The sequence below is a fragment of the Flintibacter sp. HCN-6482 genome, assembly GCF_037892565.1.
In the GTDB taxonomy this organism is placed as follows: Bacteria; Bacillota; Clostridia; order Oscillospirales; family Oscillospiraceae; genus Lawsonibacter; species Lawsonibacter aceti.
Map to the genome: position 1 here is coordinate 14653 of NZ_JBBKBK010000003.1, position 25907 is coordinate 40559.

The 25907-nt window shown below is 53.8% G+C and carries 36 protein-coding genes; 3 read left to right on the forward strand and 33 right to left on the reverse strand.

Annotation, left to right across the window (positions count from 1 at the left end):
• Positions 1-41 precede the first annotated feature (41 nt).
• The 15 genes from WKS99_RS09500 to WKS99_RS09570 all read right to left on the reverse strand — a co-directional run bounded on the left by WKS99_RS09500 (position 42) and on the right by WKS99_RS09570 (position 11981).
• Entirely contained in the window at positions 42-815 is a 774-nt protein-coding gene (locus WKS99_RS09500) for a hypothetical protein (protein ID WP_240288840.1), read from the reverse strand.
• 88 nt (positions 816-903) lie between these two features.
• On the reverse strand, positions 904-2220 hold the full coding sequence (locus tag WKS99_RS09505) for a tetratricopeptide repeat protein (RefSeq protein ID WP_340405815.1): 1317 nt from the start codon (positions 2218-2220) through the stop codon (positions 904-906).
• 28 nt (positions 2221-2248) lie between these two features.
• A complete protein-coding gene (gene pth / locus WKS99_RS09510; RefSeq protein WP_340405816.1) occupies positions 2249-2842 on the reverse strand; it encodes an aminoacyl-tRNA hydrolase in 594 nt (197 codons plus the stop codon).
• A gap of 57 nt (positions 2843-2899) precedes the next feature.
• The gene (locus WKS99_RS09515; protein ID WP_147572613.1) at positions 2900-3883 is read right to left on the reverse strand and encodes a ribose-phosphate pyrophosphokinase; all 984 of its coding nucleotides are present in this window, start codon (positions 3881-3883) and stop codon (positions 2900-2902) included.
• 76 nt (positions 3884-3959) lie between these two features.
• Positions 3960-4643 (reverse strand): DapH/DapD/GlmU-related protein, encoded by a 684-nt coding sequence (locus tag WKS99_RS09520; protein WP_147572611.1) that lies wholly within the window; start codon positions 4641-4643, stop codon positions 3960-3962.
• Between the two features lie 190 nt (positions 4644-4833).
• Positions 4834-5331: an HDIG domain-containing metalloprotein gene (locus tag WKS99_RS09525; RefSeq protein WP_147572609.1), complete on the reverse strand. Its 498-nt coding sequence runs from the start codon at positions 5329-5331 to the stop codon at positions 4834-4836.
• A 92-nt stretch (positions 5332-5423) separates the two neighbouring features.
• Complete coding sequence (locus WKS99_RS09530; RefSeq protein ID WP_147572607.1) at positions 5424-6680, reverse strand: glutamate-5-semialdehyde dehydrogenase; 1257 nt, start codon at positions 6678-6680, stop codon at positions 5424-5426.
• 59 nt (positions 6681-6739) lie between these two features.
• The gene (locus WKS99_RS09535) at positions 6740-7366 is read right to left on the reverse strand and encodes a LysE family transporter (protein WP_262669606.1); all 627 of its coding nucleotides are present in this window, start codon (positions 7364-7366) and stop codon (positions 6740-6742) included.
• 31 nt (positions 7367-7397) lie between these two features.
• The gene (locus WKS99_RS09540) at positions 7398-7742 is read right to left on the reverse strand and encodes a TIGR04076 family protein (protein ID WP_240288843.1); all 345 of its coding nucleotides are present in this window, start codon (positions 7740-7742) and stop codon (positions 7398-7400) included.
• Positions 7739-8548, reverse strand: a complete 810-nt coding sequence (gene proB / locus WKS99_RS09545) for a glutamate 5-kinase (RefSeq protein WP_186853183.1) — start codon at positions 8546-8548, stop codon at positions 7739-7741. Before proB ends, WKS99_RS09540 begins: the two co-directional genes overlap by 4 nt.
• A gap of 15 nt (positions 8549-8563) precedes the next feature.
• Positions 8564-9421: a pyrroline-5-carboxylate reductase gene (gene proC, locus WKS99_RS09550; protein ID WP_240288844.1), complete on the reverse strand. Its 858-nt coding sequence runs from the start codon at positions 9419-9421 to the stop codon at positions 8564-8566.
• Between the two features lie 477 nt (positions 9422-9898).
• Positions 9899-10237 (reverse strand): hypothetical protein, encoded by a 339-nt coding sequence (locus tag WKS99_RS09555; RefSeq protein WP_340405817.1) that lies wholly within the window; start codon positions 10235-10237, stop codon positions 9899-9901.
• Between the two features lie 15 nt (positions 10238-10252).
• Entirely contained in the window at positions 10253-10675 is a 423-nt protein-coding gene (locus tag WKS99_RS09560) for a hypothetical protein (protein ID WP_340405818.1), read from the reverse strand.
• Between the two features lie 14 nt (positions 10676-10689).
• Positions 10690-11112: a hypothetical protein gene (locus WKS99_RS09565; RefSeq protein ID WP_340405819.1), complete on the reverse strand. Its 423-nt coding sequence runs from the start codon at positions 11110-11112 to the stop codon at positions 10690-10692.
• 113 nt (positions 11113-11225) lie between these two features.
• Positions 11226-11981, reverse strand: coding sequence for a hypothetical protein (locus WKS99_RS09570; RefSeq protein ID WP_340405820.1), 756 nt, complete (start codon positions 11979-11981; stop codon positions 11226-11228).
• Positions 11982-12149: 168 nt separating this feature from the next.
• On the opposite strand from WKS99_RS09570, the gene WKS99_RS09575 reads away from it, so the two are divergent.
• Complete coding sequence (locus WKS99_RS09575) at positions 12150-12821, forward strand: hypothetical protein (RefSeq protein ID WP_340405821.1); 672 nt, start codon at positions 12150-12152, stop codon at positions 12819-12821.
• A 12-nt stretch (positions 12822-12833) separates the two neighbouring features.
• On the opposite strand, the gene WKS99_RS09580 is transcribed toward WKS99_RS09575, so the two are convergent.
• From WKS99_RS09580 to WKS99_RS09600, 5 genes are all read right to left on the reverse strand, one after another.
• Entirely contained in the window at positions 12834-13055 is a 222-nt protein-coding gene (locus WKS99_RS09580) for a hypothetical protein (protein WP_340405822.1), read from the reverse strand.
• Positions 13052-13516 (reverse strand): hypothetical protein, encoded by a 465-nt coding sequence (locus tag WKS99_RS09585; protein WP_340405823.1) that lies wholly within the window; start codon positions 13514-13516, stop codon positions 13052-13054. The genes WKS99_RS09580 and WKS99_RS09585 overlap by 4 nt, the downstream gene beginning before the upstream one ends.
• A 6-nt stretch (positions 13517-13522) precedes the next feature.
• Complete coding sequence (locus WKS99_RS09590) at positions 13523-13897, reverse strand: hypothetical protein (protein ID WP_340405824.1); 375 nt, start codon at positions 13895-13897, stop codon at positions 13523-13525.
• Between the two features lie 276 nt (positions 13898-14173).
• Positions 14174-14425, reverse strand: coding sequence for a hypothetical protein (locus WKS99_RS09595; RefSeq protein WP_340405825.1), 252 nt, complete (start codon positions 14423-14425; stop codon positions 14174-14176).
• Positions 14426-14441: 16 nt separating this feature from the next.
• The gene (locus WKS99_RS09600; protein ID WP_340405826.1) at positions 14442-15206 is read right to left on the reverse strand and encodes a peptidoglycan recognition protein family protein; all 765 of its coding nucleotides are present in this window, start codon (positions 15204-15206) and stop codon (positions 14442-14444) included.
• Positions 15207-15267: 61 nt separating this feature from the next.
• Between WKS99_RS09600 and WKS99_RS09605 the strand changes: the two genes are divergently transcribed.
• Entirely contained in the window at positions 15268-15537 is a 270-nt protein-coding gene (locus WKS99_RS09605; RefSeq protein ID WP_262669576.1) for a hypothetical protein, read from the forward strand.
• A 15-nt stretch (positions 15538-15552) separates the two neighbouring features.
• Here the strand turns inward: WKS99_RS09605 and WKS99_RS09610 are convergent, their stop codons facing one another.
• The 11 genes from WKS99_RS09610 to WKS99_RS09660 form a co-directional block, all read right to left on the reverse strand.
• Positions 15553-15813, reverse strand: coding sequence for a hypothetical protein (locus tag WKS99_RS09610; protein WP_340405827.1), 261 nt, complete (start codon positions 15811-15813; stop codon positions 15553-15555).
• A gap of 33 nt (positions 15814-15846) precedes the next feature.
• Positions 15847-16107 (reverse strand): phage holin family protein, encoded by a 261-nt coding sequence (locus WKS99_RS09615; RefSeq protein WP_340405828.1) that lies wholly within the window; start codon positions 16105-16107, stop codon positions 15847-15849.
• Positions 16108-16253: 146 nt separating this feature from the next.
• Positions 16254-16589, reverse strand: coding sequence for a hypothetical protein (locus tag WKS99_RS09620; protein ID WP_340405829.1), 336 nt, complete (start codon positions 16587-16589; stop codon positions 16254-16256).
• On the reverse strand, positions 16582-17013 hold the full coding sequence (locus WKS99_RS09625; protein WP_340405830.1) for a hypothetical protein: 432 nt from the start codon (positions 17011-17013) through the stop codon (positions 16582-16584). Before WKS99_RS09625 ends, WKS99_RS09620 begins: the two co-directional genes overlap by 8 nt.
• Positions 17010-17285: a hypothetical protein gene (locus WKS99_RS09630; RefSeq protein WP_340405831.1), complete on the reverse strand. Its 276-nt coding sequence runs from the start codon at positions 17283-17285 to the stop codon at positions 17010-17012. The genes WKS99_RS09625 and WKS99_RS09630 overlap by 4 nt, the downstream gene beginning before the upstream one ends.
• 12 nt (positions 17286-17297) lie before the next feature.
• Entirely contained in the window at positions 17298-18413 is a 1116-nt protein-coding gene (locus tag WKS99_RS09635) for a hypothetical protein (RefSeq protein WP_340405832.1), read from the reverse strand.
• 12 nt (positions 18414-18425) lie between these two features.
• Positions 18426-18869 (reverse strand): hypothetical protein, encoded by a 444-nt coding sequence (locus tag WKS99_RS09640; RefSeq protein ID WP_340405833.1) that lies wholly within the window; start codon positions 18867-18869, stop codon positions 18426-18428.
• Positions 18869-20092, reverse strand: coding sequence for a hypothetical protein (locus WKS99_RS09645; RefSeq protein WP_340405834.1), 1224 nt, complete (start codon positions 20090-20092; stop codon positions 18869-18871). Before WKS99_RS09645 ends, WKS99_RS09640 begins: the two co-directional genes overlap by 1 nt.
• Positions 20089-21549, reverse strand: a complete 1461-nt coding sequence (locus tag WKS99_RS09650) for a hypothetical protein (RefSeq protein WP_340405835.1) — start codon at positions 21547-21549, stop codon at positions 20089-20091. Before WKS99_RS09650 ends, WKS99_RS09645 begins: the two co-directional genes overlap by 4 nt.
• Complete coding sequence (locus tag WKS99_RS09655) at positions 21546-21944, reverse strand: hypothetical protein (RefSeq protein ID WP_340405836.1); 399 nt, start codon at positions 21942-21944, stop codon at positions 21546-21548. The genes WKS99_RS09650 and WKS99_RS09655 overlap by 4 nt, the downstream gene beginning before the upstream one ends.
• Positions 21945-21961: 17 nt before the next feature.
• The gene (locus tag WKS99_RS09660; protein ID WP_340405837.1) at positions 21962-24646 is read right to left on the reverse strand and encodes a hypothetical protein; all 2685 of its coding nucleotides are present in this window, start codon (positions 24644-24646) and stop codon (positions 21962-21964) included.
• A gap of 38 nt (positions 24647-24684) precedes the next feature.
• Between WKS99_RS09660 and WKS99_RS13515 the strand changes: the two genes are divergently transcribed.
• Positions 24685-24858: a zinc-ribbon domain-containing protein gene (locus tag WKS99_RS13515; RefSeq protein WP_445297956.1), complete on the forward strand. Its 174-nt coding sequence runs from the start codon at positions 24685-24687 to the stop codon at positions 24856-24858.
• A 26-nt stretch (positions 24859-24884) separates the two neighbouring features.
• On the opposite strand, the gene WKS99_RS09665 is transcribed toward WKS99_RS13515, so the two are convergent.
• Together WKS99_RS09665 and WKS99_RS09670 are read right to left on the reverse strand one after the other, a co-directional pair.
• Positions 24885-25457 (reverse strand): Gp15 family bacteriophage protein, encoded by a 573-nt coding sequence (locus WKS99_RS09665; RefSeq protein ID WP_340405838.1) that lies wholly within the window; start codon positions 25455-25457, stop codon positions 24885-24887.
• Positions 25458-25472: 15 nt separating this feature from the next.
• Positions 25473-25904 (reverse strand): hypothetical protein, encoded by a 432-nt coding sequence (locus WKS99_RS09670; RefSeq protein ID WP_340405839.1) that lies wholly within the window; start codon positions 25902-25904, stop codon positions 25473-25475.
• Positions 25905-25907: the final 3 nt, after the last annotated feature.

The window sequence follows — 25907 nt, forward strand, 5'->3', positions numbered from 1 at the left end:
AAAACCCAGGCGAACCGGAAGGACGTTGTCCCCCGCTTGCCTCAGCCCTTTCCTGATAGGCGGCACAGCATCCGCTCCGCCTCCGTACGGACTGCCAGCCGTCCCCCGCGGGCAACCACAAAGGACAGATGCTCCTGGGCCTTGTTCTCCAACCCCCGGCGCTGGTAATAGATCCCCAGCGCCATGTGGGCCGCTACCTGTTCCCGGGTACAGCCGGCCTGTTCCAGATCGGCCAGCAGCAGAGGCTCTAGCTCAGGCCGCGCCTCCTGGATCTGGGCCGCCCGGTCCCGCATGGTCCCGGCCCTGGCCAGGACAGCCCGCTTTTGGGGAGAGAGCCGGCGGACCAGCCGTTCCATGGCCAGCTCTCCTCGTTCCCGCTCCGGGTCCTCTGGAGGGAGCTGGGTGAGCCACACAGCTAGAAGGGGCGGGTTTTTCCACAGCCGGGGCTGCTCCGCGGCCATGTGAGCAGAGTCCTCCGCCTCCCTACGCCGGCCCAACAGAGCCAGGGCATAGCCCTCAAACACCCGGTAAAAAAGGGACTTGGGGTTCTGCTTCAGCACCATGCGGCACAGTTCCAGCAGGGGTTCCGGGTCACAATACTCGTCCATCGCCCGGAATGCCGGCCGCCGGGCCCAGCCGCACAGGAATCCGTTGATCCCCCAAAACCCCGCCGCTTCCCAGAGGACAAACAGGGCGTAGGCGGTCATTAGGCCCTCCCCCTCGTTCCGCGCGGCATACCAGACCAACAGGGCCAGGGAGGGAACAGTCCACAGCCAGAAGGCTAGCCGGGCATGGGTTAAAATCCATCGGTTCATCACAGAATACCTCCTGAAATCCTATGTATTGCCCGGTCAGAATAGCACGGCTCTGTTAAAAAAAGAGGTATATTCTCTTAATTCTCTCTTAATTTTTTCCGTCCCGCGGGGATTGGCGGAGGGTCCGAAGCAGCTGCGCCGCCTCTTTTCCCACATACATGGGCCCGCCCCGCTCCGCCGCAAAGGTCAGGTGCTCCCCGGCCTCCTCTATTCTCCCCACAGCCAGGCAGTACCGGCCCAGCAGCAAGTGGTCACCGACCTGAGAAAGGAGAGGCCCGCCGCAGGTGATGTACCGCCGAAGGCCCTCCTCCAGTCCATCCGCCTCCCCCCGCTTGAGGCGGGCGGTGCACCGGAGGCAAAACACCTCCCGCTGTCCATTGTCCCTACCCGCCTGGACCATCAGCTCCTCCATCTTTCCGGCCAGCTCCTCCGCCTCCTCGGTCCGGCCCCGGCGGTTGCACAGGATGGCCCTGAGTTGCAGCTTCTGCATCCTGTAATCCCCCTGCTCCTGGTCAGGGACCTGGTCCAGCAGGGCCTCGGCCTCCTCCTCCCGGCCCAGGTTGACCAGAGCGGTGGCCTCCAGCATCCGGAGTCCGGTGCGGGCAGGGGCAGGGATCTGACAGGCTTGGGCAGCCTCCAGGGCCGCCAGCAGGGGCCAAGGATCGCAGGTATCCGCCATCCTCCTGGTTTCCTCTTCCACCCGAAGCATGGCCCGACGCCATTGGCGCTCCGGGCTGGGCTCCCGGCCCTCCAGCTCCCTCAGCAGGTCGTCCGCCAGCAGCCCGACATAGGTTTCCCCGCCCTGGGCCAGCGCAAATTCCAGATGGTCCCGGGCCGCCTGGGTATTTCCCACAGTCAGGTGATACCGCCCCAGCAGCAGCCGGGCCTCTACCCGCTGGAACCGGTTGACGGCGCTGTCTGCCAAGGCGGACAAATCGTCCTCCAGCCCCTCCAGGGTACTACTGTGGATCTTCAAGGCGTAGCCCGTGACGCACAGCAGGCGCTGGACCTCCCGCCGGACGTCCCGCCGCAGGGGGCAGTCGTCATAGTTGGCCATGGCCTGAACCTGGGCCTGAAGGGCCTGGTCCCAGCGCTCCCACTGGATATGGATCAGGGCGGCCAGCCCCCAGTACAGGGCGCCGTTGCCGCTGTGCCTGTCCTCTAACTGGGCCTTCATCACAGATTCCGGTGTCACTACCTCCCCCGCCGCGATCAGGGCACCCACATAATAGGTGGTATAGAGATCTTGGACCAGCTGGCGCTCCCGCCGGGGGCCGCCGGCATATCGATTCTCGATGGCGCGCTTCAGCGGCATTGGGTCGCACCGCTCCCACAGGGGGCGGGCCATCCCCGCCAGCTTCTTCAGTGCCCGGCCGCAGGCGATCCCGGTCATCAGCTCTCCCATCTGGACATCCTCCTCAAAAAGTTCTGCCCTACCCGTTAAACCGATTCATTCCCTGCTCCAGGCCGTCCTTCAAAATACACTCCACCCCGTCGGCCGCCCGCTTCACCGCGGCGTCGATGGCCTTCTTGTCCTCGCCGGTGAACCTGCCCAGCACCCAGTCGGCCAAGTCGTAGTCCGGGTGGGGCTTCTCGCCCACGCCTACCCGCAGGCGGGGAAACTGATCTGTGCCCAGGTGCTGGATGATGCTTTTCAACCCGTTGTGTCCGCCGGCGGAGCCGCCCCTCCGGACGCGCAGTTTACCCACAGCTAACGCGGTATCGTCCAACACTACCAGCACATGGTCAGGCGGGACCTTGTAAAAATCCGCCGCCTGCCGCACCGCCTCGCCAGACAGGTTCATATAGGTGACCGGCTTCATCACCAGCACCTTTTCCCCGGAAATGGTGAAGATATTGGTCAGCGCCCTAAATTTCAGCTTCTGGATGGGGGCGTGCTGGCGCTCGCCGATCTCGTCGGCCACCATGAAGCCCACGTTGTGGCGGGTATTTTCGTACTTTTCTCCGGGATTTCCCAGGCAGACCAGCAGCCAGTTGACGCCGCCGGCATCTTTTTTCAAAAACATCGCGGTCCCTTCTTTGAAAGCAGGGGCGGGCAAAAGCCCGCCCCTGGAGGTTTGTTCTTACAGGAAAAGGGGAGAAACGGAGGTCTCCATGTAGATGTGGCTGATGGCCTCGGCAAACATGTGGGCCACAGAGATGTACTTGATCTTGGGGCACTGGATACCAGGCTTCGCGGGGATGGTATTCAGGAAGATCACCTCGTCCAGCACACTGTCCATGATGCGCTGGATGGCGGGGCCGGACAGCACGCCATGGGAGGCGCAGGCGGTAACATCCCTGGCGCCGCCAATCTCTACCAGCGCCTTAGCCGCGTGGCACAGAGAGCCGCCGGTATCCACCATGTCGTCCAGAAGGATGACGTGCTTATCCCGCACATCACCGATGATATTCATGACCTCGGAGGAGTTGGCCTTCTGGCGGCGCTTGTCCACGATGGCCAGGGGCATATTCAGCTTCTGGGCAAAGGCCCGGGCCCGGGCCACGGAGCCTACGTCGGGCGACACGATCATAGTGTCATCATGGCAGGAGGCGTACTTCTGGGTAAAGTGCTCCACAAAGATGGGGGAGCCCAACAGATTGTCCACTGGGATATCAAAGAAGCCCTGGATCTGGTTGGCGTGGAGGTCCATGGTCAGCACCCGGTCCGCTCCCGCCGTGGTGATCAGGTTGGCCACCAGCTTGGCGGAGATGGGGTCCCGAGGCTTGGTTTTGCGGTCCTGGCGGGCGTAGCCGAAATAGGGGATAACAGCGGTGATGCGGCCGGCGGAGGCCCGCTTCAGGGCATCGATCATGATGAGCAGTTCCATCAGGGAATCGTTGACGGTGCCGGGCTTTCCCTCATCGACAAAGGAGCAGGTGGACTGGACCACGAAAACGTCGGAGCCGCGGACAGTCTCATAGATGGAGGCAAAATTTTCTCCATCGGAGAAGGCTCCTACCTCGGAGCTCCCGAGGGGGATGCCCAGCTCCTTACAGATGTCCTTGGCCAGCTGGGGGTTGGAATTGCCGGTAAAGACCTTGATATCCTTCCCGTGTGCGATCATAATACAGCTTCCTCCTAATATTTTTGGGTCCGGCTGTCGCCGCCGGCCCCGTTCCTATGTTGTGTGAGGCGTCCCCTCACTTTTTGCGCTTTTTCTCCCGGTTGGCGGCGGCCCAGCCCTCTTTCACCTGCTGGCGGGTGCGGCCGATGACCATGGCGTCCTGGGGCACATCCTGGGTAACCGTGGTAGCAGCGGCGATAAAGGCCCCGTCCCCAATCTGTACTGGGGGGACAAAGTTGGTGTTGCAGCCCACGAACACGTTGCTCCCGATGATGGTGCGGTGCTTCTGAAAGCCGTCATAATTGCAGGTGACGGTGCCGCAGCCAAAGTTGCAGTCGTCCCCCACGTCGCTGTCCCCCACATAAGTCAGGTGGGCCATCTTGGTCCCTTTGCCCAGATTGCAGTTCTTCAGCTGGACAAAGGCGCCGATCTTGGACCCCTCGCCTACCACACAGTGGGGGCGGATGTGGGTATAGGGGCCAATTTGGCAGCCCTTCCGAATGACGCTCTCCTCACACTGGGAGGCGTTGATGGCGCATTCATCCTCCACTGTGCAGCTGGTGAGCATCACGTTGGGCCCAATCTGGCAGTTCCTGCCCACCACGGTGTCCCCGCGTAAAATGGTGCCGGGGAGGAGCAGGGTCCCCTCGCCCACCTGGACCGAGTCCTCCACATACACAGAGGAGGGGTCCATCATATCCACGCCCGCCTCCAGCAGAGCCTGGCGTTTGGCTTCCAAAGCGGCCTGACGATCACGCATATTGAATTCTCCTTTTGCTCTGGCTTAACAGGCCCTGAAATCAGGACTATAGACATTATAGCATATTATCAGGTCTTTTTTCCCGTGACAAGGAAAATTTTTTCAAAAAGGCCAGAAAGCACAATTTCACCGCAAAATCCCCCAACTTCGCAAAAAAACTCTCCTCCAGCAGGTGGAGGAGAGATAAAAATCAGGCACAGGCGGGCAGGAGGGGGCGCACTCCGAGCCGCTCCCGCAGACGGGCGGGATGGTAAACGCGGGACATTTCCAGTCCGGCGCAAAGGGTGTCCACCAGGTCCACCAGCCAAGCCTCTCGAGACCTGGGCAGAGCTCCACCCAGGGGCCACATATGGGACAGGATGATGTTCCGCTCCTTGTCGGACAGCCAGGTCAGCTCCCCGGCGTTTCGAGCGGCCGCCCGCGGATGGTCAAAGCACTGCCAGCCGGGATGGGCGGACTTATCCTTAGAGTCGTACAGATACAGGTCGTGGAGCAGTCCTCCCCGGGCAGCGGCCCGAGCATCCAGCCCCAGTACCTTGGCGGCGCGGTAGGACAAGTAGGCCACAAACAGGGAATGGTCCAGGGTGGAAATAGGGCCATGGTGCTTCCACCGGCCCATCATCCGCACCTGGTCAGACTCCAACAGCTCACGGGTAGTCTGGAGGAAATCCAAAATATGACGATTCATGGGAATCCATCCTTTCTCCTTCTGGAAAAGTCATTCTCTGGGCTCATTATACACAAAAGCTGGAAAAATACCAGACAAAAAATTTACCAAATCTATCGTATCTGGCCGCTGCCCCGGACGATAGTTTTGTAGGAACACAGCTCCGCCAGCCCCAGGGGGCCCCGGGCATGGAGCTTTTGGGTGGAAATGCCCATCTCACACCCCAGTCCAAATTCACCGCCGTCGGTAAAGCGGGTGGAGGCGTTCCAGTACACGGCGGCAGAGTCCACCCGCTGTTGAAAGGCGTGGGCAGCCCTCTCGTCGCCGGTGACAATGGCGTCAGAGTGGCCGGTGGAGTGGGCGGCGATGTGGTCCACCGCGTTTTCCAAGCTGTCCACTACCTTGACTGCCAGAATGTAGTCCAAAAACTCCGTGTCAAAGTCCCGCTCCCCGGCGGGAGTGCCCGGAATGACCGCCGCGGCGGAGCGGTCCAGGCGCAGTTCCACGGGGGGCAGGCCGGCGGCAGCCCGGTCCTCCGTCAGCCGCCGACGCAGCTTGGGCAGGAACTCCTCGGCGATGGCCCGGTGGACCAGGCACACCTCGGCGGCGTTGCACACACTGGGCCGAGAGCATTTGGCGTTCTCCACAATGTCCAAGGCCATCGTTTGATTGGCCCACTGGTCCACATAGATGTGGCAAATGCCGGTGCCTGTTTCCAGTACCGGGACGGCGGCGTTGTCCACACACGCCCGGATCAGCCCCGCCCCGCCACGGGGAATGAGCAGGTCTACCAGGCCCCTGGCCGCCATCAGCTCCCCCGCCGACTGGCGGGTGGTGTCCTCCACCAGCTGGAGTGCCTCGCTGGGCAGGCCGGCAGAGGACAGCCCATCCTTCAGGGCAGCCACAATGGCGGCGGCTGAGTGGTGGGCCTCCTTGCCACAGCGGAGCACGCAGGCAGACCCGGCCTTCAGGGCCAAAGCGGCGGCGTCGGAGGTCACGTTGGGCCGGGACTCGTAGATGATAGCGATGACCCCCATGGGAACAGAGACCCGTTGAATCACCAAGCCATTTGGCCGGTCCACTCGGTTCAGGACGACGCCCACCGGATCTGGGAGATCAGCCACCTCCCGGACACCCTGTGCCATTCCGGCGATCCGGTTCTCATTCAGGGCCAGCCGGTCCAGCATCACCTCAGAGATGGTCCCTCTGGCCGCCTCCATATCCAGGGCGTTCGCCGCCAGGATGGGGTCTGCGCGGGCGATGAGCGCATCCGCCATAGCCAGCAGGGCACGGTTTTTCCGGTCAGTATCTGCCAGAGCCATGGCGGCCTTGGATGCCTTGGCCTTTTGCAGCAGTTCTTGTGTCGTCATATCAAACACCTCTTTATCATGGTAGGTCAGCATAGAAAAGGACGGGCGCACACTCGATTTCAACCAGAGACGAGGGAGGCAGGGCCCTCGGTAAAAAAGGGCCATACCAAGCTAAACGCACACAGGACTAGGGCGGCGGCCATTGTGGTATCTACCGCCCTGCGGTGGCTGGTGAACAGGGACTGCAGGGAGGCCCCAGCAAAGAGCCATACCAGGTTGCAGACCGGCCCAGTGAAGGGGAGAAACAGCCCCACGCCCAGCAGGGCCCAGAAGGATCGGGTATAGGGCAGCACATAGGCGCTCAACGCGGTCAGACAGAAAATCATGATTTTCACATTTGTCAGGTTGATAAGCAGCCCGGTCCGGAAAGTGGGGGCGGCCGGGTCCTTGGCAGCCCCGGACTTCGGGCTGCGCGCTATGTGCCAGGCCAGCCACAGCATATACACCGCGCCCAGCCAGGACAGCATTCCCACGTATTGGCCCAGCGCCGCGCCCAGCCGCCAAGTGATGGCCACCGAGACCAGAGAGATGAGGAGGAACCCGGTAAACAGCCCGCGCCATTGGCGCAGGGCCGCACCGGGACCATACCGCAGGGCCGCCGACAGGGAGCACAGGTTGGCGGGGCCGGGGGTAATGCCGCCTGTAAAACAATATAAGAGGAAGGACGGGAGCATGGTTACAGGCATAGCGGCACATCTCTTCTTTCCGTCTGTGAGCTCAGTTCACTGGTACGTAATTGATTTGGACATCCTGATCGGTGGCCTCCAGCTTGAAGATGACGGGGCGCAGGCCGTCATTGCAGGAGCAGATGGCAACACCGGGGGTGCGGATCCAGTCCCCAAAGTAGAAGGGCTCCTGGCCCGCCCCGTGGGCCAGGGCAAATACATATTGATAGATCGCCTTCCATGCCTCATCACACAACCCGTCAGGTTTGGCGTAGTCGGCATAGAATACCTCTCCCTCCTGAAGCATGGGACAGGCAGACAGTCCTTCCACTCCGTATTCCCTGGCCAAGTCCTCCTGAAGTGTCTTGCGCAGAACGGTGATCTTTACTTTTTTCATCGCCCGGTCTCCCGTCCTTTTTGATGCGCGGCCTCCAGGGCAATCTTCCCCAGGAAGCGGGTACCTACGGCCCGGCCGTCTACGATGTCATAGAGGTTCTCTGGGCGCGCGCCGTTGGTGATAACCATATCGCAGCCCCGCTGGGTGACCATTTTGGCCGCCCGAAGCTTGGTCCCCATGCCGCCCACCGCCAGCTCGCTTCCCTTACCGTCAGCCAGGGACTCGATTTCCGGTGTGACCTCTTCCACTGTGGGGATAAGGCGGGCGGCGGGGTCCTTGCGGGGGTCGGCAGTATACAGCCCCTCGATGTCGGACAGAAGGACCAGCAGGTCGGCCTCCACCGAGCAGGCTACGATTGCGCCCAGCGTGTCGTTGTCCCCCACCTTGATCTCGGCGGTGGCAACGGTGTCGTTCTCATTAATGATAGGCAGAGCGCCCAGCTCCAGCAGTCGGGCCATCGTGTTCTCAAAGTTCTGCCGGCGGTCGTCGTGGTCAACGTCCTCTCCGGTCAACAGGATCTGGGCTACTGTGTGGTTGTACTGGGCAAACAGCTTATCATAGGTATACATCAGCTCACACTGGCCCACCGCGGCGGCGGCCTGCTTGGTGGGCATATCAGCCGGCCGGCCGGATAGATTCAGCTTGCCTACCCCCATGCCGATTGCGCCGGAGGACACCAAAATCACCTCATGTCCGGCGTTTTTCAGGTCGGACAGCACCTTGACCAGCTCCTCCACATGGCGGATGTTCAATCGCCCAGTGGCGTGGGCTAAGGTGGAGGTGCCTACTTTGACTACGATGCGCATTGGAATCACCTCATACTATTTCTTCTGGTCCGGCGAGAGGAGCTGGCCGGAGGGCGTAGATCCCTGCTGGGTCATCTTCATGGTCTTTTCATAGGCGGCAATTACAGCGTCGGTGGCGGCGGACCGGAAAGCCCGCTCCTCCAGCAGCCGTACCCCCTGAATGGTGGATCCGCCGGGGGAGCACACCGCATCCTTCATGGCGCCGGGATGGGTCTTTTCAGCCAGATATAGGGCCCCTGTGCCCACAAGGGTCTGAGCGGCGCAAATCATGGCCTTATCCCGGGCCAGTCCACAAGCCACACCGCCGTCGGCCAGCGCCTCCAAAAACATGGCGGCAAAGGCAATGCCACAGCCGGATACACAGTTGGCCACCGCCATCAGGGGCTCATCCATCTCATCCAGCAGACCGGAGGGGGCCATTAGAGATAAAAAGCCCGCCTTCTCCTCTTCCGTTACCCCTTGAACACAGAACTGGGCAATGCCCTGCCCGATGGAGGCGGGGGTGTTTGGCATAATGCGAATCAGAGGATAGGAGCCGCCCAGCAGGGAAGTAAGCGTTTCAAAGGTCAGTCCGGCCGCCATACTGACCACCACGAAACGGTCGGTCCGGGCGGCAAGGACGGGAACCAAATCCTTTAAAGCAGCGGCCATCATCTGGGGCTTCACCCCCAGGAAGATCGTATCACAGGACCTGGCAATCTCCTGATTATCAGACATCTGGGCCCGAGAGAGCTGGTTGCAGAGCGCCTCCGCCTTAGCGGGTGTTCGGTTGGACAGATAGAGACGGGCGCCAGGGGCGGCTCCCTTGTCCGCGGCCCGGGCCAGGGCGGAGCCCATATTGCCGGTGCCAATAAATCCGATCGCACGAAACATTCACTGGTCCTCCTTATATTCCGGGATTTGGGGTATTTCTGGTAAAAGACAAATTTTCCTTTTCTAATCATAACACGTTCCGTCAACAATTCAATAAAAATTTGCGCCAGGGTCCTCTAACTTTTTTACTTCCTTCTAATTTGTATTGTTTTAGCCCCGACCATATCTGCTTTTCGCCTATAAGACTGGTGAAATCTTGTTTTTGTCTACTACTCCTATATGTCCCGGCCGTAGGCCCGGCCTCTGTTTTTGAAACCGGGGGCGGGACCTTTGCCGGTCCCGCCCCCGGTTCTTTTTTCCTTTTTTCAAAATTTAAGAAGTTCTTAAATTTTTAATCGATTATCTTCATATATCGAGAGCAAAAGTTATCTTCCAGTTTATAAATTCTCATTTTCTTCAACTTTTTTTGCTACATCATATCACACAAAATCTTTCGTTAGTAACAAATCCGCCCTCCTTTTGGGAAGGCGGACTAGTTTAGAGAGCTCGAATTTTCCGCATAACACCCTCGTAGACACGGGGGTTTACTGTGTGGAGTGTGTCCATCAGATCATCCATAATGGCCCACGCCGCGCCTTGATCTTTGCCATAGACAGTGCGTAGAAAATCACTATCTCCGTAGTCCTCAACCACCGAGGAATACTCGGCATCTGCCGGGGTAGCAGAGTAGGCCGCCTCATAGGGCACTTGGCGCTCCTGACGGTCCATGCGGTCCCGAATGGTATACAGGTTGGCCAGCTTTGCGTAGGCCGGGTAGCTGGATTCTCCGTACTCCAGACGGGCAATCTCAATGTCTATCTCCTTGCGGTCAAGCATGGGGGACACCCCCTATCAGTCTCGGCCCAGCTCGCTCATAAAACGGCGGATTGCTTCACGCTCTCGGTCAGTGGTGGCATTTTCCATCATCTCACGAGCCTGTTCCATCATAGCCTCTTTAGCATCATGGCGGCTATACCCTCCATCTCTGCTATAGTCACCACGGTTGTTATAACCGTCTCGGCTATAGTGGCCTCGAACATAGTGCTTACCACGATTAGCATAACTGGAGCCACGATTATAGGAGCCGCGTCCCTCCCAGTCGCCCGCCTCAGAGTAGCCACCGTCCTCCTCCAGAGCGCAGATTTTATCGATGTTCTTGATGGTATCAGTCAGTTTGTGGACGGTCTCCAGATCACCGGCAGACATTTCGGGCTTGCGGGCAATCTCGTCCAGTTCGTCCTGGAGCTTATCCTTCAGGTCATATAGTGCTTTCATAGTATCCTCTCCTTTCAGGCTACACGCTCAACAATAAAGTTACTGTTGGCTACTAGAATAGGCTGTGTACTGGTGTTTTTTGCGGCAACAGTGACACAGCAGCCACGGGGGACATCTACCACAGCGGAGACATAGATATTAAAGAAATTCTCCACAGCGGCAGGGGTAACAGTAGCGGTAGATGCGGTCAATGCCTCGCCATTGATGGAGATTGCCGCAGTGATGGCCTCCACGGTCCCGCCGTCAGGGATGGCGATATTCGCGCCAAAGGACACCTTGAACTTTGCTCTGCACTGGTTAGTAAGCCCACGAAGCGTCACCAGTCCAGCCCCCTCCCGGTGTACGATGCAGGGCTTGCTCGTGTTGGCCTCCTCGGTAAATGGCACGTTCTGACCAGCGGCAACGGTTACGATTGCGCTATTTGTATACTCGGCCAAAAAAATCATTCCTTTCAAAAAGATTAGCGGCGAGGCTATTGCCCCGCCGCATAGTTCAAAATCGGCACGGGGCCGAACAGTCCGAATTTATCGGACAGTTGATGTATTGGGTTTTAGCAGCAGCCGCCGCAGGGATTACACCCACAACCGGCATAAGGGTTGGGCACCTGATAGGCCGGAACAGGCATGGGGTTGATGCGGCGGATCAGTTCAGCGGTCTGGGCCTCCTGATTGGCGGTGAAGAAAGCGTTCTGCGCCGCTTGGGAAGCCTGGAACTTCAGGCTCTGGTTTTCAGCCGTCAGAGTAGCGATCTTGTCCTGAGTCAAAAAGTCCAGGATCGCACGACTGTTGGAGTTCTGGTTATCGATGATGTCCCTGGTGCTGTTCTGGATGGTATTCCGGGTATCGCAAGCCTGGGTAGCCATGTCGTAGCGGACGCCCTGGATTGCCGTCTGGGTAGCTGCGCCCTGGGTGGACAGGTTATAATTCACGCCGTCCACTGCCCGCTGGGTCTGGCAGCAGCAGTTCTGGAGCTGATAGCCCAGATTGCAGATAGCATTATCCACACCATGGAAGCCGTTGGTTACGGCGGAGAGGATACCGCTCTGGCCGGTCTGGAGACCGTTCAGCGCAAAGCCCTCGTTGATGTCGGAGCGTGTAGCATAACCCTGGAAGCCAGGCCCGTTTGCTCCGCCAAAACCTCCGCCGAAGCCATTGCCCCAGCCGCCGCCAAAGGCTCCCCAAATGAGAAACAAAATAATCCAGGCGGACCAGTCTCCACCCCACATGGAACCATTGCCACCATAGCCACCAGCGGAATACGCAGGAGCTACTGGCATAGTCAGGGTTGCATCATTACTAAGAGACATACAACTTTCTCCTTTGTAAAAAATATTTATAAATGCGGCCGCATCTATATACTTTTTGATGGTTTTATGCTATAATTGTTGTGCGTGGATAGGGTCGCTCCCGACAAGCCGTTACCCTGACGGTTTCCACGCAATCTGATAATCAGGGCGCACAAAAGGGGAAGTGCTATGAAACAAAAAAGAATCTATAAACCATATTTCGATGTGAACGAGTACATCGGAAAACGGAACAATCATTTGACCGTGATTGCTTTAGCTGAAAGAAAGCCAAATGATGACGGTTGGCGTTTACGCTGTCGGTGTGATTGTGGTGGGACAATTGATGTATTGCCTTATCAATTCAAAAACGGGGCTGTAAAAAGTTGCGGTTGTCTCAGAAACACCATTTACGCCAAACAAGATGGCCGCAGTAAGCATCCATTGTATGGAATCTGGCGACAGATGATGCAACGGTGTTACAGCGAGAAATCGAAGGTCTACCACAGGTATGGAGGCCGTGGTATAACTGTCTATGATGAATGGCACGATTTCTTTAACTTTGCAAAATGGTCTGATTCTGTCGGCGGAAGGCCCGACGGATATACCATAGACCGTATCGACAATGACGGGCCTTACAGTCCAGATAATTGCAGATGGGCAACCATGCACGACCAGTGCAGGAATAAATCTGATAACATTGTTGTTGAGTATAATGGAAAATCGCAGACTTTAACGGATTGGGCAAAAGAACTTGGTATAAACTGGGTCACATTTCACAACCGATATGTGCGTGGTTGGAGCATTGAGCGAATGATGACGGAGCCAGTCCACACAAAACCTGACCACACAGCGGGGGCTTAATGCCCCTGCTTTTTATTTGCCAAACATCCCTCGCATCCCCTCAAACATGCCAGACATCTGCTGGGCTTGTTTCTGGACCTGGTTAAGCTGATCTTGGGAAATGCGGCCAGATGATACCATCTCTTGTATCATGGCGTTGGGGTCCTTACCCCGCATCTGCTGCATGAAGGACTGAAACTGCTGCATCATGTTGGGCTGACGGTTGCCGCCCATTGCGTTGAAAAAGGGATTCATTCCACATCCTCCTTTGCTGTCGCCTTTCGGGCGGGCTTTTCCTTTGCGCTCAGAGCGTCCACACGGGCCGCAAGAGCGTCCAAGTCATCCTGGGTGGCATAGCGGATAGAAGGCTCCTGCGCTGGGGCAGTCCTTGTGGCATTGCTGCGTTCTACCAGATCATAAATTTTGATGCTGGGTTTTCCAGAGGCATCCGCCTGCTTGAGATAAATAGTGGGGCTGTTGCTGTCCCATAAAGCAACGGCACTGTTTGGGGCCACCAGATACCCCATGGCCTCCTGTTCACCATTCACCCAAACCATGGACTGCCCATTTTGCTGGGACTGTACGGGCGGCATTTGCGGTCCTTGCATGGGAGGTTGGAACTGCTGCCCACGGAGCTGGGCCAGTTGGTCCGGCATGGGCGGCTGGTAGTACATGGGCTGATAGCCCGGATAGTAAGGTGTAGGTGTATAGGCCATATCACGTCATCCTTTCCAGTAGTACAAAACTTCCTTTTCCCCAGAATCCCATGTATCCAGAATTGTCCCGTCGATAATACAGACCACATGGGAATTCAGGCCGAGAAGGTACACACCGTTTCTATGTGTCCTGGCAAATTCATTCACTGTTGTGTGAGGCGGAGCCGGTCTTCGCTCTAGACCATACTGGCTGAGATAGCTCCTCCACACTTCGTTGGAACTTGGCATATCCTTCAGGAGATACCCTTCCAGGCACAGGCCTATGTAGGTGGTGTCCCAGGCCTGGTCCAAAGCGGTGGAAATAGCTCTAACCGTGCAGTCCCCCACATTCCTGTTGTAAGGGTTTTCGTTGTGCCATGAATACCTCTCCGTTGTTCGCATGGCGGCTTTCCACCTCATTCAGATACTTTTCCAAACCATAATCATCCCCCTGTGCCCGAAACCACATAATGGTTTCCCTGGCGCAATCCGGCCGGATACCGGCGGCAATCAATCTCTCTACCGGGGTCATATATCACACGTCCTTTGTATAAAAATAAGGAGTCCGTGAGGAGGGCGGCGACGTGTACCAACCCTTGATCCTCACGTCCTCCATGTCTATATTGTCGCATAAAAATCCCCCGGCTGGGTACGGTCCCAGTCGGGGTTGTGTACGTTTTATGTACGGTTTGTGTAGAGCTTGGCGGATACATTTTTCACCCGTTCCAAAATATGTTTAAGGTGGTCTCCCACCGTGGCCCTGCGCCATCCCAGCTCCGCCGCAATATCCATTTGACACCATTTGTCAATAAGATATCGTCTGGCGATCAGTTCATCGTCCCGGTGGAGTGCGGCCTCGTGGATGGCCTCCTCCAGTTGAGAGCGCAAGAGCTTGTCAAGCGATTCCGGTAGCTTTACTCTTGCGCTCATGCTCCACGTCCTTTCCTTACTTCAACGCCGCCGCCCTTGCCATGACGGCACTCTCCTCACGAGTGACAAATGCCATAGGTCGGGTCCCATCTGTCAGGCCAAGCTCGTTGGCCTCTGCAAACAGCTTCGGCATACTGGCCGGCAGCTCCGCTCGCTCGGCCAGATAGCGGTCCATGTACTCCTTCCACTGCTCGTAGGTCACTTCTTGCTCACCTCTCATCTTCTGGGCTACATCCCCCCGGAAATCATCCATGGTCTTGCCGAATTTGGGGAACCAATGGAGAACGTCGGAATGGTTGCTGGCGATCCCCCGATGATAGCCCTCCTTGTGGCAAATTACCACTCCGTCAGCCAACGGGTCCAGGTTGTGCTCCCGGCAAAGCATGGCGGTCAGCTCCACGGCCTCCTGGTACACCGCCTTAAAATAGCTGGCATCCTCCAGGCCGTCCTCACAGATTTCAAAGGAAATGTGGGTATCATTTGCACTGCCGTTCTTCCCTCGGCCACAGTGCCAGCCACGGCGATTCCATGGAAGGGTCTGTACTGTCCCCACCGATCCGTCGGCAAATCTGCCTACAAAGGCATGGGCGCACTTTTCCACTCCGGGCCTGTCCCAATCATTCCCGTACTGATTCCGACCAATTACATCATCTCCGGGCACATAGCGGGCCACAGAGGGGTTATTGGCCCCAGTCGAGTGTACCATTACCCCCTGTGGCCGAATGGTCCTCCCGGCCCTGTAACAGTCGTTCTTGGTCAAATACTGTTTTCGTAATCTCATGGTCTTCCTCCATTGACATATCAGGGCGTGTGCTGTAATATGCGGATAAGGGAGTGATAAAATGCATGATTACAAATTGCTTTGCCACTTTTTGAGGCAGGCAGAAACTGCTTTCAGCCTATCAGTGGACACAAACCAGGAATTTTCTGCACTAGCAGACAAGTTCGAGTCCGGCAACGCCACAAACGAAGACCGGGAAATGGCCCTCAGAATCCTGACAAATGCCAGGGAGAACTTTTCCTCCATGCCGGACAGTGAGGAGAAAATGACTGGGATGTTAGAGACCGCCCTGATTATTCAACAGCTAAATATGGAGCTAAAGGCACCCTGATTGGGTGCTTTTTTATTATTCTCTTTCCGCTTCCTCTTTGGCGGCCTCATCCTCCGCCACGCCAGTAGCCACGGCGGCCTCAAACGCCTCCTTGTCAGGGAAGGCGGCGGCCAACTCCGGCCCATGGCGGCCAGTAAACTCACGCATCTCCTTGGCCTCCTCGTGGGTAATCTCAGGGTGCTTCTTCAGGAGCATGGGCATGCCTACGGTAGCCAAATCGGGTGCGTCGTTCTTCTCAGTGATTTCGTACAGTTCATAGAGCATTTCGGTGTTCATAGTTCAATCTCCTTTGTAGTAAAAAATATGTTGTTATTCCTTCAACTGCTTGATGGCCTGGTTGACACCAGTTGCCGCCAAACCGCTTACAATGCCCACGGCAACGGCGGTCAAGGGGTCCGTGGCAGGGAAGTCCTGGAGGCCGGTATACAGCGCCGCCACGCCAAGAACACCGCCACACAGGCCCACAATAGCCGGGATGTACTTGTTATCCAGACCGGACGATTTGACGATCAGTCCCACCAGATAACAGATGACGGTAATAGCCGCCACGGATGCGATTCCAAAGTCCATATTTTCACCTCCCATCCCATTGACTTTTGTCGAAAAAATGATATAGTGGATATGTCCTTCGGGACCCGTTGCCCCGCCTATCATTCACCTCGATTTGGGGCGACGGTTTTTATATTCTTTTATCCTCCCGATTTGGGAGGATTTTTTTATAGCCCGATTCTCGCCAGGACGAGAGCGATAAACGCAGCCAGCACCGCCCAAATGGCCTTGTCCACAATGGCATCCCAGCGCTTGGCCGGTTTCAACTCACAGGATTCCTGTTTGGCCAGCACCTTCTTAATGTTGGCATCCATCCCATTTAACTTTTCGTCCAGCCTTGCGTCCCGCGCAATCTGTTGTCTCTGCCAATCATAAAACTTAGCGTGGAAGTCTTTGGAATCCTCCCGCCATTCTTCCAGGGCTTTGATTCTTCCCTCCAGCTTGGCGGCCTCCGCCTTCCCTATACAATCCCGCCGTGGGTCTAAGATACATTTTTCATCCATCGTACACCTCCCACGCCTGGGCGTAATCCTCCGGTGAGAAGTTAGTATCCTGCTTGCACTGGTATGTTTTGCCGTCGGTATAGATCATGTACTCCCCTACCCTATACATATCATGGGCACCCTGAACAGGCACAAAGGGGCGGGCCGTCTCAGGGCTTGTCCCATGAAGGGGCCGCCAGAAGGTGAACCAGGCGGGGTTATCTGGCTTGATGTCAGGGTAAGTCGCATTGTCGTGCGCCTGAAAGCACTCCCAGGTCTGGCCGTTGGCGTTGCGGATATCGTCTACCTGATATTTGCCCTCCGTCCAGTCCTCATACAGACCGGAGGCCCGGATTCGCTTGTCATCAGTGTCGATGGCCGCCCCGGCTAAGGTCTGCCGGGACACATAGATAGCGGATGCCAGTGCGTCGTACAAATTGCTCACAGTGTAAGCCCCCTCTCAATGGCGGTCTCAATGCTGGATACCCTGTCCTCAAGGGTGGGCTCCGGCTCCGGTTCAGGCTCCGGCTCAGGGACGATTCCGGCAGTCATGGCGATAACAGTCTGGCCATCCACCTCGATATCCACAAAGGGGAAGGTATCAGGCACTGAGATGCCAGGAGGGACCTCCGCCCACCCTTTCGGGATGGTATTCAAATTACAGGTTTGGTTGCGGTGCGCCCCATTTTCCAGGGGCTGGATTTCGATGATTAGCATGGAAACCTCCTTTTAGCCGATGGCATAATAGTAATAGGTAGTTCCTGTACCATTTAACTGGTCGCTTCCACTTCCGGTAAAATTTATATACCAAGAAATAGTGGACCCCTCTCTCTTCATCAGGGTATATTGAGTTGCAGTTGTTCCTCCATATTTCCAGCTTATTTTTTCGTATGTATCGCCTAAAAATATAGGCAATGCAAAATATAAATAGTTTCCTTTTGTCCCTTTACACCCATCTGTATCGCCGACTATAAATAGTTTAGGCTCAAAAGGGAGTGTCAAACTGCATGGGTTATTGATCCCGTAGGTGCCGGTCCCCACATAACTGCCAGTCTCTACTCTCAGTGGTAATACGGAGTTTTCAAACGGTATCCCCAAAAACTGATACTCATACCCATCATGGATGCCGCTGTCGGGGTAGGCGTTGCGGTTGGAGGAGCGGACGTATTCCCAAGGACCATCATGTAATTCCTTTTTTCCTGTAACGGTTTTAGCAGGTATAGCCTTTGCTACATAGGTATAGTCCTCGCTATCCGCACTGTTCTGTTTGCCAGTTGGAGCTCCCGATGCATAATAGATAACATTCGCTGGGGTAGTCTTATAATCTATATTGCCCCAGTTGCCATGCGCTACACTGTTTACTTGTTTCGTTAGATAAAAGTATTTTCCTTGTAGCACTTGAAGATTTGAGCCTATTCCGTTTGGAGTAAAAGTCAAAACTTGTGGATTATTTAAAGTAACACTTAAATCCTCATGTACAGTTACTGTTGGAGAATACCTAATATGGTTTGTTGGCGTATATGAACCAGAATTAGGTCTACCCTGCCACTCAACACACTGTATTTGCTCGGCACCAAGATTCGGTACAAGAGCAAAACCAGAAGTTCTTCTCTTCCACCAATACTGATTATATTTCCCTAAAAAGACCAGCACATCATCTGGGACATTATCTACGCCCAGCCCAAACAAAGCCGCTGTGGTGTCCTTTAAAAGAGCGAACTTGTTGATAAAGGTGCCTTCTGTGTACACCTTTCCAGGGGCCGGGATTATCTCGTAAATATCGTCTGTCCCATCTACTTTTGTAAGCTGAAAGCGATTTGGGTATTGTACGTTTCTGTCGTCCATTTGGTCCTCCTTTCAGCCGATGGCAAAGTAGTGATATGTGGTACCATTTGCGTTTAGTTGATGTTCACCGCTACTTGATGAATACCATGACACAGAATTTCCGTTGATTGTAACAAACTGTGTGGTCGTGCTATCTGATCTAGTATACATACTAACATTCATATTTTTATAATCATTATCCCATAGTATTATATTAGGCAAAGAGAGATCTACACCACCCGTAGAAACCATCCTAAAAACTCCCCAAATTATTGGAGTAAACGGAAATGTTAACGTATTTGGGGATGAACTCAAAAACGTCCCCGTTCCAATGTAGCTGCCCGTCATAATCTTCGGCGATCCTGCAATTCCACCTGCAATTCCACCTGCAATCGCATCCGATATTGCATCCTGAAACTTCTCGTTAAACTTCGCCATCGTTGGTTGGTCCGTTTCAACAAACGGTGTAAAAGCCATCAGCTAATCACTCCTTCCGCTTTCATATTTCCATATAGTAGCAGATACCATGTGGCTACCTGCCAATTCTTCCATTCAGTATTCATGGCATCCAGTTCCGCCCAGTTTCTTCCTAGATTACTACCCGCACTTGGCAAGGGGTTATATCCACTCCAAAAGGCGTACGCATTGGACCGCTTGAAAGCACGAACCACCTGCTCGATGGTCAACCGAATATCTATTAGTATCTGCTCAATATTGTTGGCCTCGATATACGTCAACAGTTCCATGCTCTCCGGCGCCTCTGGCGTAGTGGACAGCAAGTCAATGGTAGAACGTAGAGCGGAAACATTCGCAAGATATTTCTCCATCAGATCAGCGGTTGGAATATCATCTTCATACCAGGTGTACGGATCTTTTTCCTCGCCGGGTTCGGGTTCTAGTTGTGGACCTGCAACAAATGAGCCTGTCCCGGCATTATAGTAAAGTTTTCTGCCTATGCGGTCCCACAGGCAAGCCCTGCCACTACTATCTAATACCGGCCTGAAATCATAACGGAGCACTCCATCATCATATATCTGGCAACGATAAAGCTTGGCGGACAGTTTTCTCTCATCTATCTCTCCCCCTGAATTGAGCGCCAAAAGGCAGAGGTTATACGAACAGTTAAATGATGCCGCTCCACTGGTAATAGTCGTATCTCCAAATTTGCAGACGTTTTTGTTTTTGTCTATAACAACGTGGGACAAAACTTTTGATACCGTAGTTTCTGTTCCAGTCGTATTAAAATCAGACCGAATCGAACTAGCAGACATCTCCCACAACACAAAGCTACCTACTCCATTTGCTGTACGAGCGCCAAAGAAAGGGTAAACGCCGCCTTTTAATGCCTCAACCTCCATAACGACCCGGCTGTTATTCGTTGGTTTATGCCCTGTATCGATATACTGTGTCCCGCTGCTTTCAATGTACTCTAAGTAGGTGATACCCTGATTCCCACCATGGGGTATCTCTATCCTCTGATAGCCCGTGCTGTAACCGTACTGACGGAACTGCTGGTCCAATTCCTCCATCGCCGCCGTTACTCGATTCAGGTCTGTGGCGTTGTAGGTGCCCTTCAGGCCGGAAGACCACTCCACTTTTTCTTCTGGTGACATTCTGGACCAGCCTTTGTCATGGAGGGTTTTCCAGCGGGTTACATCCGCCTGAGTGCGGTCTGTGATTAATGTATCAAGGATGCTCATGTTCCTATCGCCTCCACATTTGCCGCAACAGTATTTGAAAGCCTGATCTCCATCTTTGCGACATTTCCTGTGTTGGTCCCATCCCAAGCATTTGGCATGGCCAGCATATCTCCAAGTTTCTCACCGGCCCATACGATCTTTGCCTTGTTGGTGCTGCGCTTTAGGTAGTAGTCATAAACACGTTGCGCCACTGCCTGTCCGATAGAGGGAGAAACTAAAGTCGCATCTGTGATTTCTATCACATTTTGCTTGTCCGATGCCGTTATGTTCGGATTGGAAACACTATATTCTGTCTTTGTATCGCTATATTTAATGCCGTTGATTTCTATTGACCCATTTGTGTTTTGGGAGTATGTATGTGCGGTCACCACCACTTTTGTAACAATGGCTGCTGTATCCACCGTTACGCCCGTATAGGTCCTATTTTTACCGACCTCTTTGGCTATAGATGGTAGATGAAACACATAGAGGCGTTCACTACCATCTGTAGAAGCACATACACCCCAGGCAAACAACACCTGCTGTATAGCCTCACGCTTGGATGTCTCCGGTAAAGCTCCGGCCAGTGTTATATCTGTTATAGCGGGATCGTACTCAATCTCAAAGTCTCCGTCTACTATTTCAGACAAAAGCTTCTTTGCTGATTTGTTGGTATACACACCACCTGAAAATGGCGTTTCATCTAACACGCCTAATGCGTCGTAGCATTCAATATCATAAACTGTGGCTGCTGATCTGGAGTATCCATCAATATAGTAGACACCAATCAAATTATCGTTATTCCGTACCTCCACAGGCTGTTTTAGCTGGAACATAAAGTCCACATCATCTTTGCTGTCGAGCGTCCATTTCATGGTAGAGATAGGAAGCTCCGTCGCAATCAGGCTCATTTCGTTTACAATAGAAGCAGACCGCAACTCAGACATTCCGAAATATCTAAATATTCCAAATACGATTTGTTCCAGTTTTGCCCTTCGGCCTGGCAGATTCGTGCTGTTAAGAGTAATCACGACCTTGTTATAGCTCTCTACTCGCTGTTGACAGAAAAATGTGGCAGCATTGGGGGAAAAATCGGTGTTCGCCTTCTGTGTGTCTCCCTGATACCACTTGATATTGACGGAATTGCAGTAGTCTCCAGAGGCGCTGTCAAATATAAGGGTTAGCCCAACAGATGAATATTGCTGGTCGAAGTCAATCGTAATAACAGGCGGATTTTCAAAAGAGCAGTCATCTCCGCTCATTTCAGTTGACCAAAAGGCAACAGGCTCATTTTCTACCAGCATATAAGTCCCGTCTAAGCCCCAATGATTCAGCTCACATGTGATAGTAGGTGCCGGGGTGACCCCAGATGGCAGTAAAGATGGATTTGAAAAGCTCTCAACCGCTGTGGTGCTGACAGAAGCATCCTCCTCCGCTCCGGGGGCTATATCCTTATACAGAATCGTGGTCCTGCTCATGCGGGTGTCACCTGCGCCTCCATTGGGATAAAATTGACTTCAATCTCGCCCCAGTAATTCACGCCTCTTTCCACCTTTTCTATGTCCTGAGATGCACTTGTATAATAAGCTTCATAGGAGATAGTGGTTTGTCCATCAGCAGCCTCCAGCATAACCGAATCATCCACGGAGTGCTCTACAAGGTAATCCCAAAATTCGTCCAGTCCGTTGTAGTTATCACCCCGGCGGAATACTGTCAGTTTGTGGCCGATATATGTACCGATAATATCCCGTACCATGCGTCCAGTCATGACCCGTCCGGCGTTCTCACCGTCCAGGACATTGAAGTTTCGGTTATATTTAGAGATTGCCACATCTGCATCGAACTCTATCCCATTTAACTTAATGTAGCTCATAGTGGACACCCTCATTTCTATCTGTTCGTCAGGGACATCCCGTGTCTACGGGCTACCTTCTTCTGGTTGCGGTAGATCACTTCCCCGTCCAGGTTAATAACATTTTCAATAAGCTGACCATCTGCATTCATCCCGCTCCTGGTTAGGGCCATCATCACAGCCTGAACGATGGTATCAAGAGGTGCCTCCACATTGGTCCCACTCTTCTGGTCGCCCAAAACCGCCAAAAACTCACGATTCGGAGGAATTACCGCACCACGGGCCAGTGCCGGAATATTTTGCATGGGTAACGAAACCGACATTGTTGAAGCTCGTCCGCTTCGGCTGGATGAGCTAGAACCGGAGGACGATTTACCAACAGTCTTATAAACCGTTGTAATTGTGATGGTTATATTCCGCTCAATAGATGCCAGCTTTGCGTTAAGGGCATTGATCTCCGCAATTACTTCCTGAATGTTTTGGGATGCCTTGTTGTAGCAGTCTGTCCAAGTCTTGTTCCAAGCAGGAGCAAATTCGCCCGTCATATACAGGAGGAAGGCAACCAACGATGCTTTCATAAGCTCTGTATTGTTGGTACAAAGAGCTAATACCGCATTAAACATGATGCTAAAGGCGGATACGACCATTGTGGAATTGTCGTTTACACCGTTTTCCAGTCCGGACATCATGTATCCGCCCAGGTCCTCGAATTCAGTAGATGGGGAATGGATGCCAAAGAAATCCTTTACTCCATCAATAAAGTTTCCGCCCCATTCAGTAATTTTTTGCCCAATGGAAGATAAGCCGTTAAACAAACCGTCCAGCATATCTTGACCGAGGCCAAGCCAATAATCCAAAGTGAAGAATTTAGACGGGCCAGCATCCCACCATGAAGTAAAATTACTCCATGCTCCAGATATGGCATCCAGAATAAAATTCCAGTTTGGAACAATTGCAGCAACTAGACCAGCTGCCCCAGTAGCAATAAGTCCAAGCCCAAGAGGGATTCCGGCACCAGTGAACAGAAGTATTACACCAAGAACCAACAAAGCGCCGCTAACGATTGCTGTAACTGCTCCTATCGGCCCTTGCAAAGCAGTTTGTATAGTGTCCCAGTTTATCGCTGCCGTTGTCGCTAAACTGACCGCCCCAGCCAACATCATACCAATGCCAAGAGGCAGATTTGCACCAGAGAAGGTAAGGACAGCGCCCAGCGCAAGAAGGGATACACCAAGCAGACTCATAATCTCAGTAATCACCTGTTTCACACTGATTGTTGCGCTACCCCAGTTAAGCGCAACCGCAGCCGCCATGGCTGACGCACCAGCAATCATCATCCCAATGCCAAGTGGAAGGTTTGCGCCTGAAAATGTCAGAAGCGCACCAATCACTAGAAGAGAGACGGACAAAAGCTCCAGCATTCCGGTGATAACTTTTTGCATCTCCGTTGGTATACTGTCCCAATTAATCGCAACTACCGTTCCTAATGCCAGCGCACCTGCTACCATTAATCCAATGCCGAGTGGAATGTTCGCTCCTGAAAAAGCCAAGATAGCTCCAACCACTAAGGCAGAATCACCAAGTATCACTAAGACCCTAGTAATCGCATTGAGCAGAGGACCATCGAGAGATCCCCAATTCTCTGCAACAACAGATACTAGTCCGATTGCCCCCGCTGCCATAAGCGACAGTCCAAGGGGGATATTCACTCCTGAAAACGCAAGGAGCGCACCAAGTGCAAGAAGAGCACCACTCACATACGCCGTTAATTCATCAATCTTCTGCTTGTATTCCGAAGTTGAGAAATCATCAAAGACAGGCTTTATTCCTTCTGATGCTCCTGTACCTGTACCACCAGAAGCCGCCCCTCCCCCAGATAGTTTGTTAATCTCATCGAAAGAGGCAAGTGACTTACCGGCTTCCTTTGCCGCATCTCCAACTCCCTCTACGGCGTTTGCCTCGTTATATAGATTTTCTGCGGCATCCGCTGCCTGATCCGCCGTCATTCCGAATAGTGCCGCGACAAGGCTGGCAACCGCAGAAACAATGCGGGTAAGCACATTTACAAATGCCGTAAAAGCTGGTATAATCACCTCAATCAAAGGCTGTGCCAACGTCAGCAGAGCGCCCTTCAGACGGCCTATTGCTCTCACCGTCTCGTCATTAGTTTTAATGACCTTTCCAAGCCATTCACGGAGCGCCGCCGCCCCTTGGGAGATGATTGTGAAGATGAGAGCGCTTCTCAGAACCTCACGGAGCCGCATGGAAAACCGCTGGGTGCTTTTCTGTGCCCGGTCCACCGCTCTCGCCATCGCCTCTGCGGCTGGCCCTGTTCTGGCCATGGACTGATAGACTTCTCCAGCCCGTTCCTTTGCCAGATTGAGCCGAGTTGTGGTTTCTTGAATGCCGCGATCCATTCGTTCAATTTGGACAACCACTCCATCCCACTCTTTCTGGAGGTTGGAAACAATGGTCCTTTGCTCGTCTACATGCGCAGAGGTAAAAAACTTCCCGCTGTTTTCCATGTTGTCCAATTTCGCCTTTGCGGCATCCAGTTCAGCGCCTAATCTCTGGGCCTGCTCTACAAGGGGCATTTTCTGCTGCTGCTTCACATAGATTTGCTCATTCAGCGTTTCGATTTTCCTATTTAGCCGACTAAGCTCCTGCTGGGCCTTCTTATCGTCAATTTCGGCTTCAATGATGATAGAACCATCAGCCGCCATAAAATCACCACCTAGGAGGTATCAGAATGAAAGGGAAAATGGTTAAGTGTAAAACATGTGGAGCCGAGATTGCTAAAACCGCAAATCGGTGTCCAAAGTGTGGTGCCCGTCAGCACCAGGTCGCACTTTCAATTTGTGCCATTATTGTTGTTCTTACAATTTTTGCATGTGGACTTATATTTTTTGATTTTTTTAGAGAGGTCTTAACGTAATCACCCGCCCCTTTTGGGGCGTTTTTTTATCCCTTAGTCCACATATTGACCAAATCGTTCTCCGCTTCGCTGTACCGTGTCTTGATGTCCACAAGATCCCGATTCTTTCGGTAGAACTCCCGGTCCGATTTGTCCAAGGGCTTGCCTTTCGCTTTTTTCTCCCGGATACGGACTATTTGAGCAAAGAGGCAGTCCCCAATCTCATAGTAGGCCGCCAGGAAAGTCCACCAATGTAAACCACCCGAATTTTTATTTGGGTCATAATCTACCGCTCTTGCCTCATAACCTAACACTCTGTTAATGGGAGCGACTATGTACGGATAATCTTGCTCCCAGTCCACCAGATTGGGAGCTTTTCGCCCCTCTGGCTGGTCCTTTCCCCCATTGATGAAGATCATGCACTCATGGATGGCCTCGTCAAAGTCAGAAAGGGCTTCCCATTCTGGATAGAACATCTGGAGCACGGCAAGAGCCCTATCTTCCTCTGATAAATCCGGGTCATTCATCGCCTCGAAAATATCCAGAATCACCCGGTAATCATAGCGGATGGCAAACTCCTCTCCGCCAACCATTACGCTTTTTGGTAATCCATAGCCCATGCCGTGCTCCTTCTGTTACTTCTTCTGGTATTTCTGATATTTGGCCGTATACTTGGCAATCCTGGGGTTTGTGGCCTTTTGCTCTCTGGCATAGGTGCTGTCCACCTCGTCCATCACAGCCAGCATCAGGTTACACCACACGGGCAGCCCGTTTGCCAGGGCATAAACATTCATCCCACCAAACAAGGCTTCACTGACAGGAACACCAAACAGGCCGTCAATGATTTCCCGCATCTCGGTATCCCGTTCTCTGGCAAACTCGAAAATTTCCTTCTTATTTGCCATCTTTTCAATACTGGACTTGTATCCATCTTGCTTCTTATCCAGGTCCTCGAATGCAGAGTACAAACGCTCCACAAAGTTAGAATCTGAAGGGTTGAAGGTAACTTCCACTTTCCCATTCAAGTCATATGTAACAAGGCCAGTATCAAAATTGAGCTCTTTCATGGA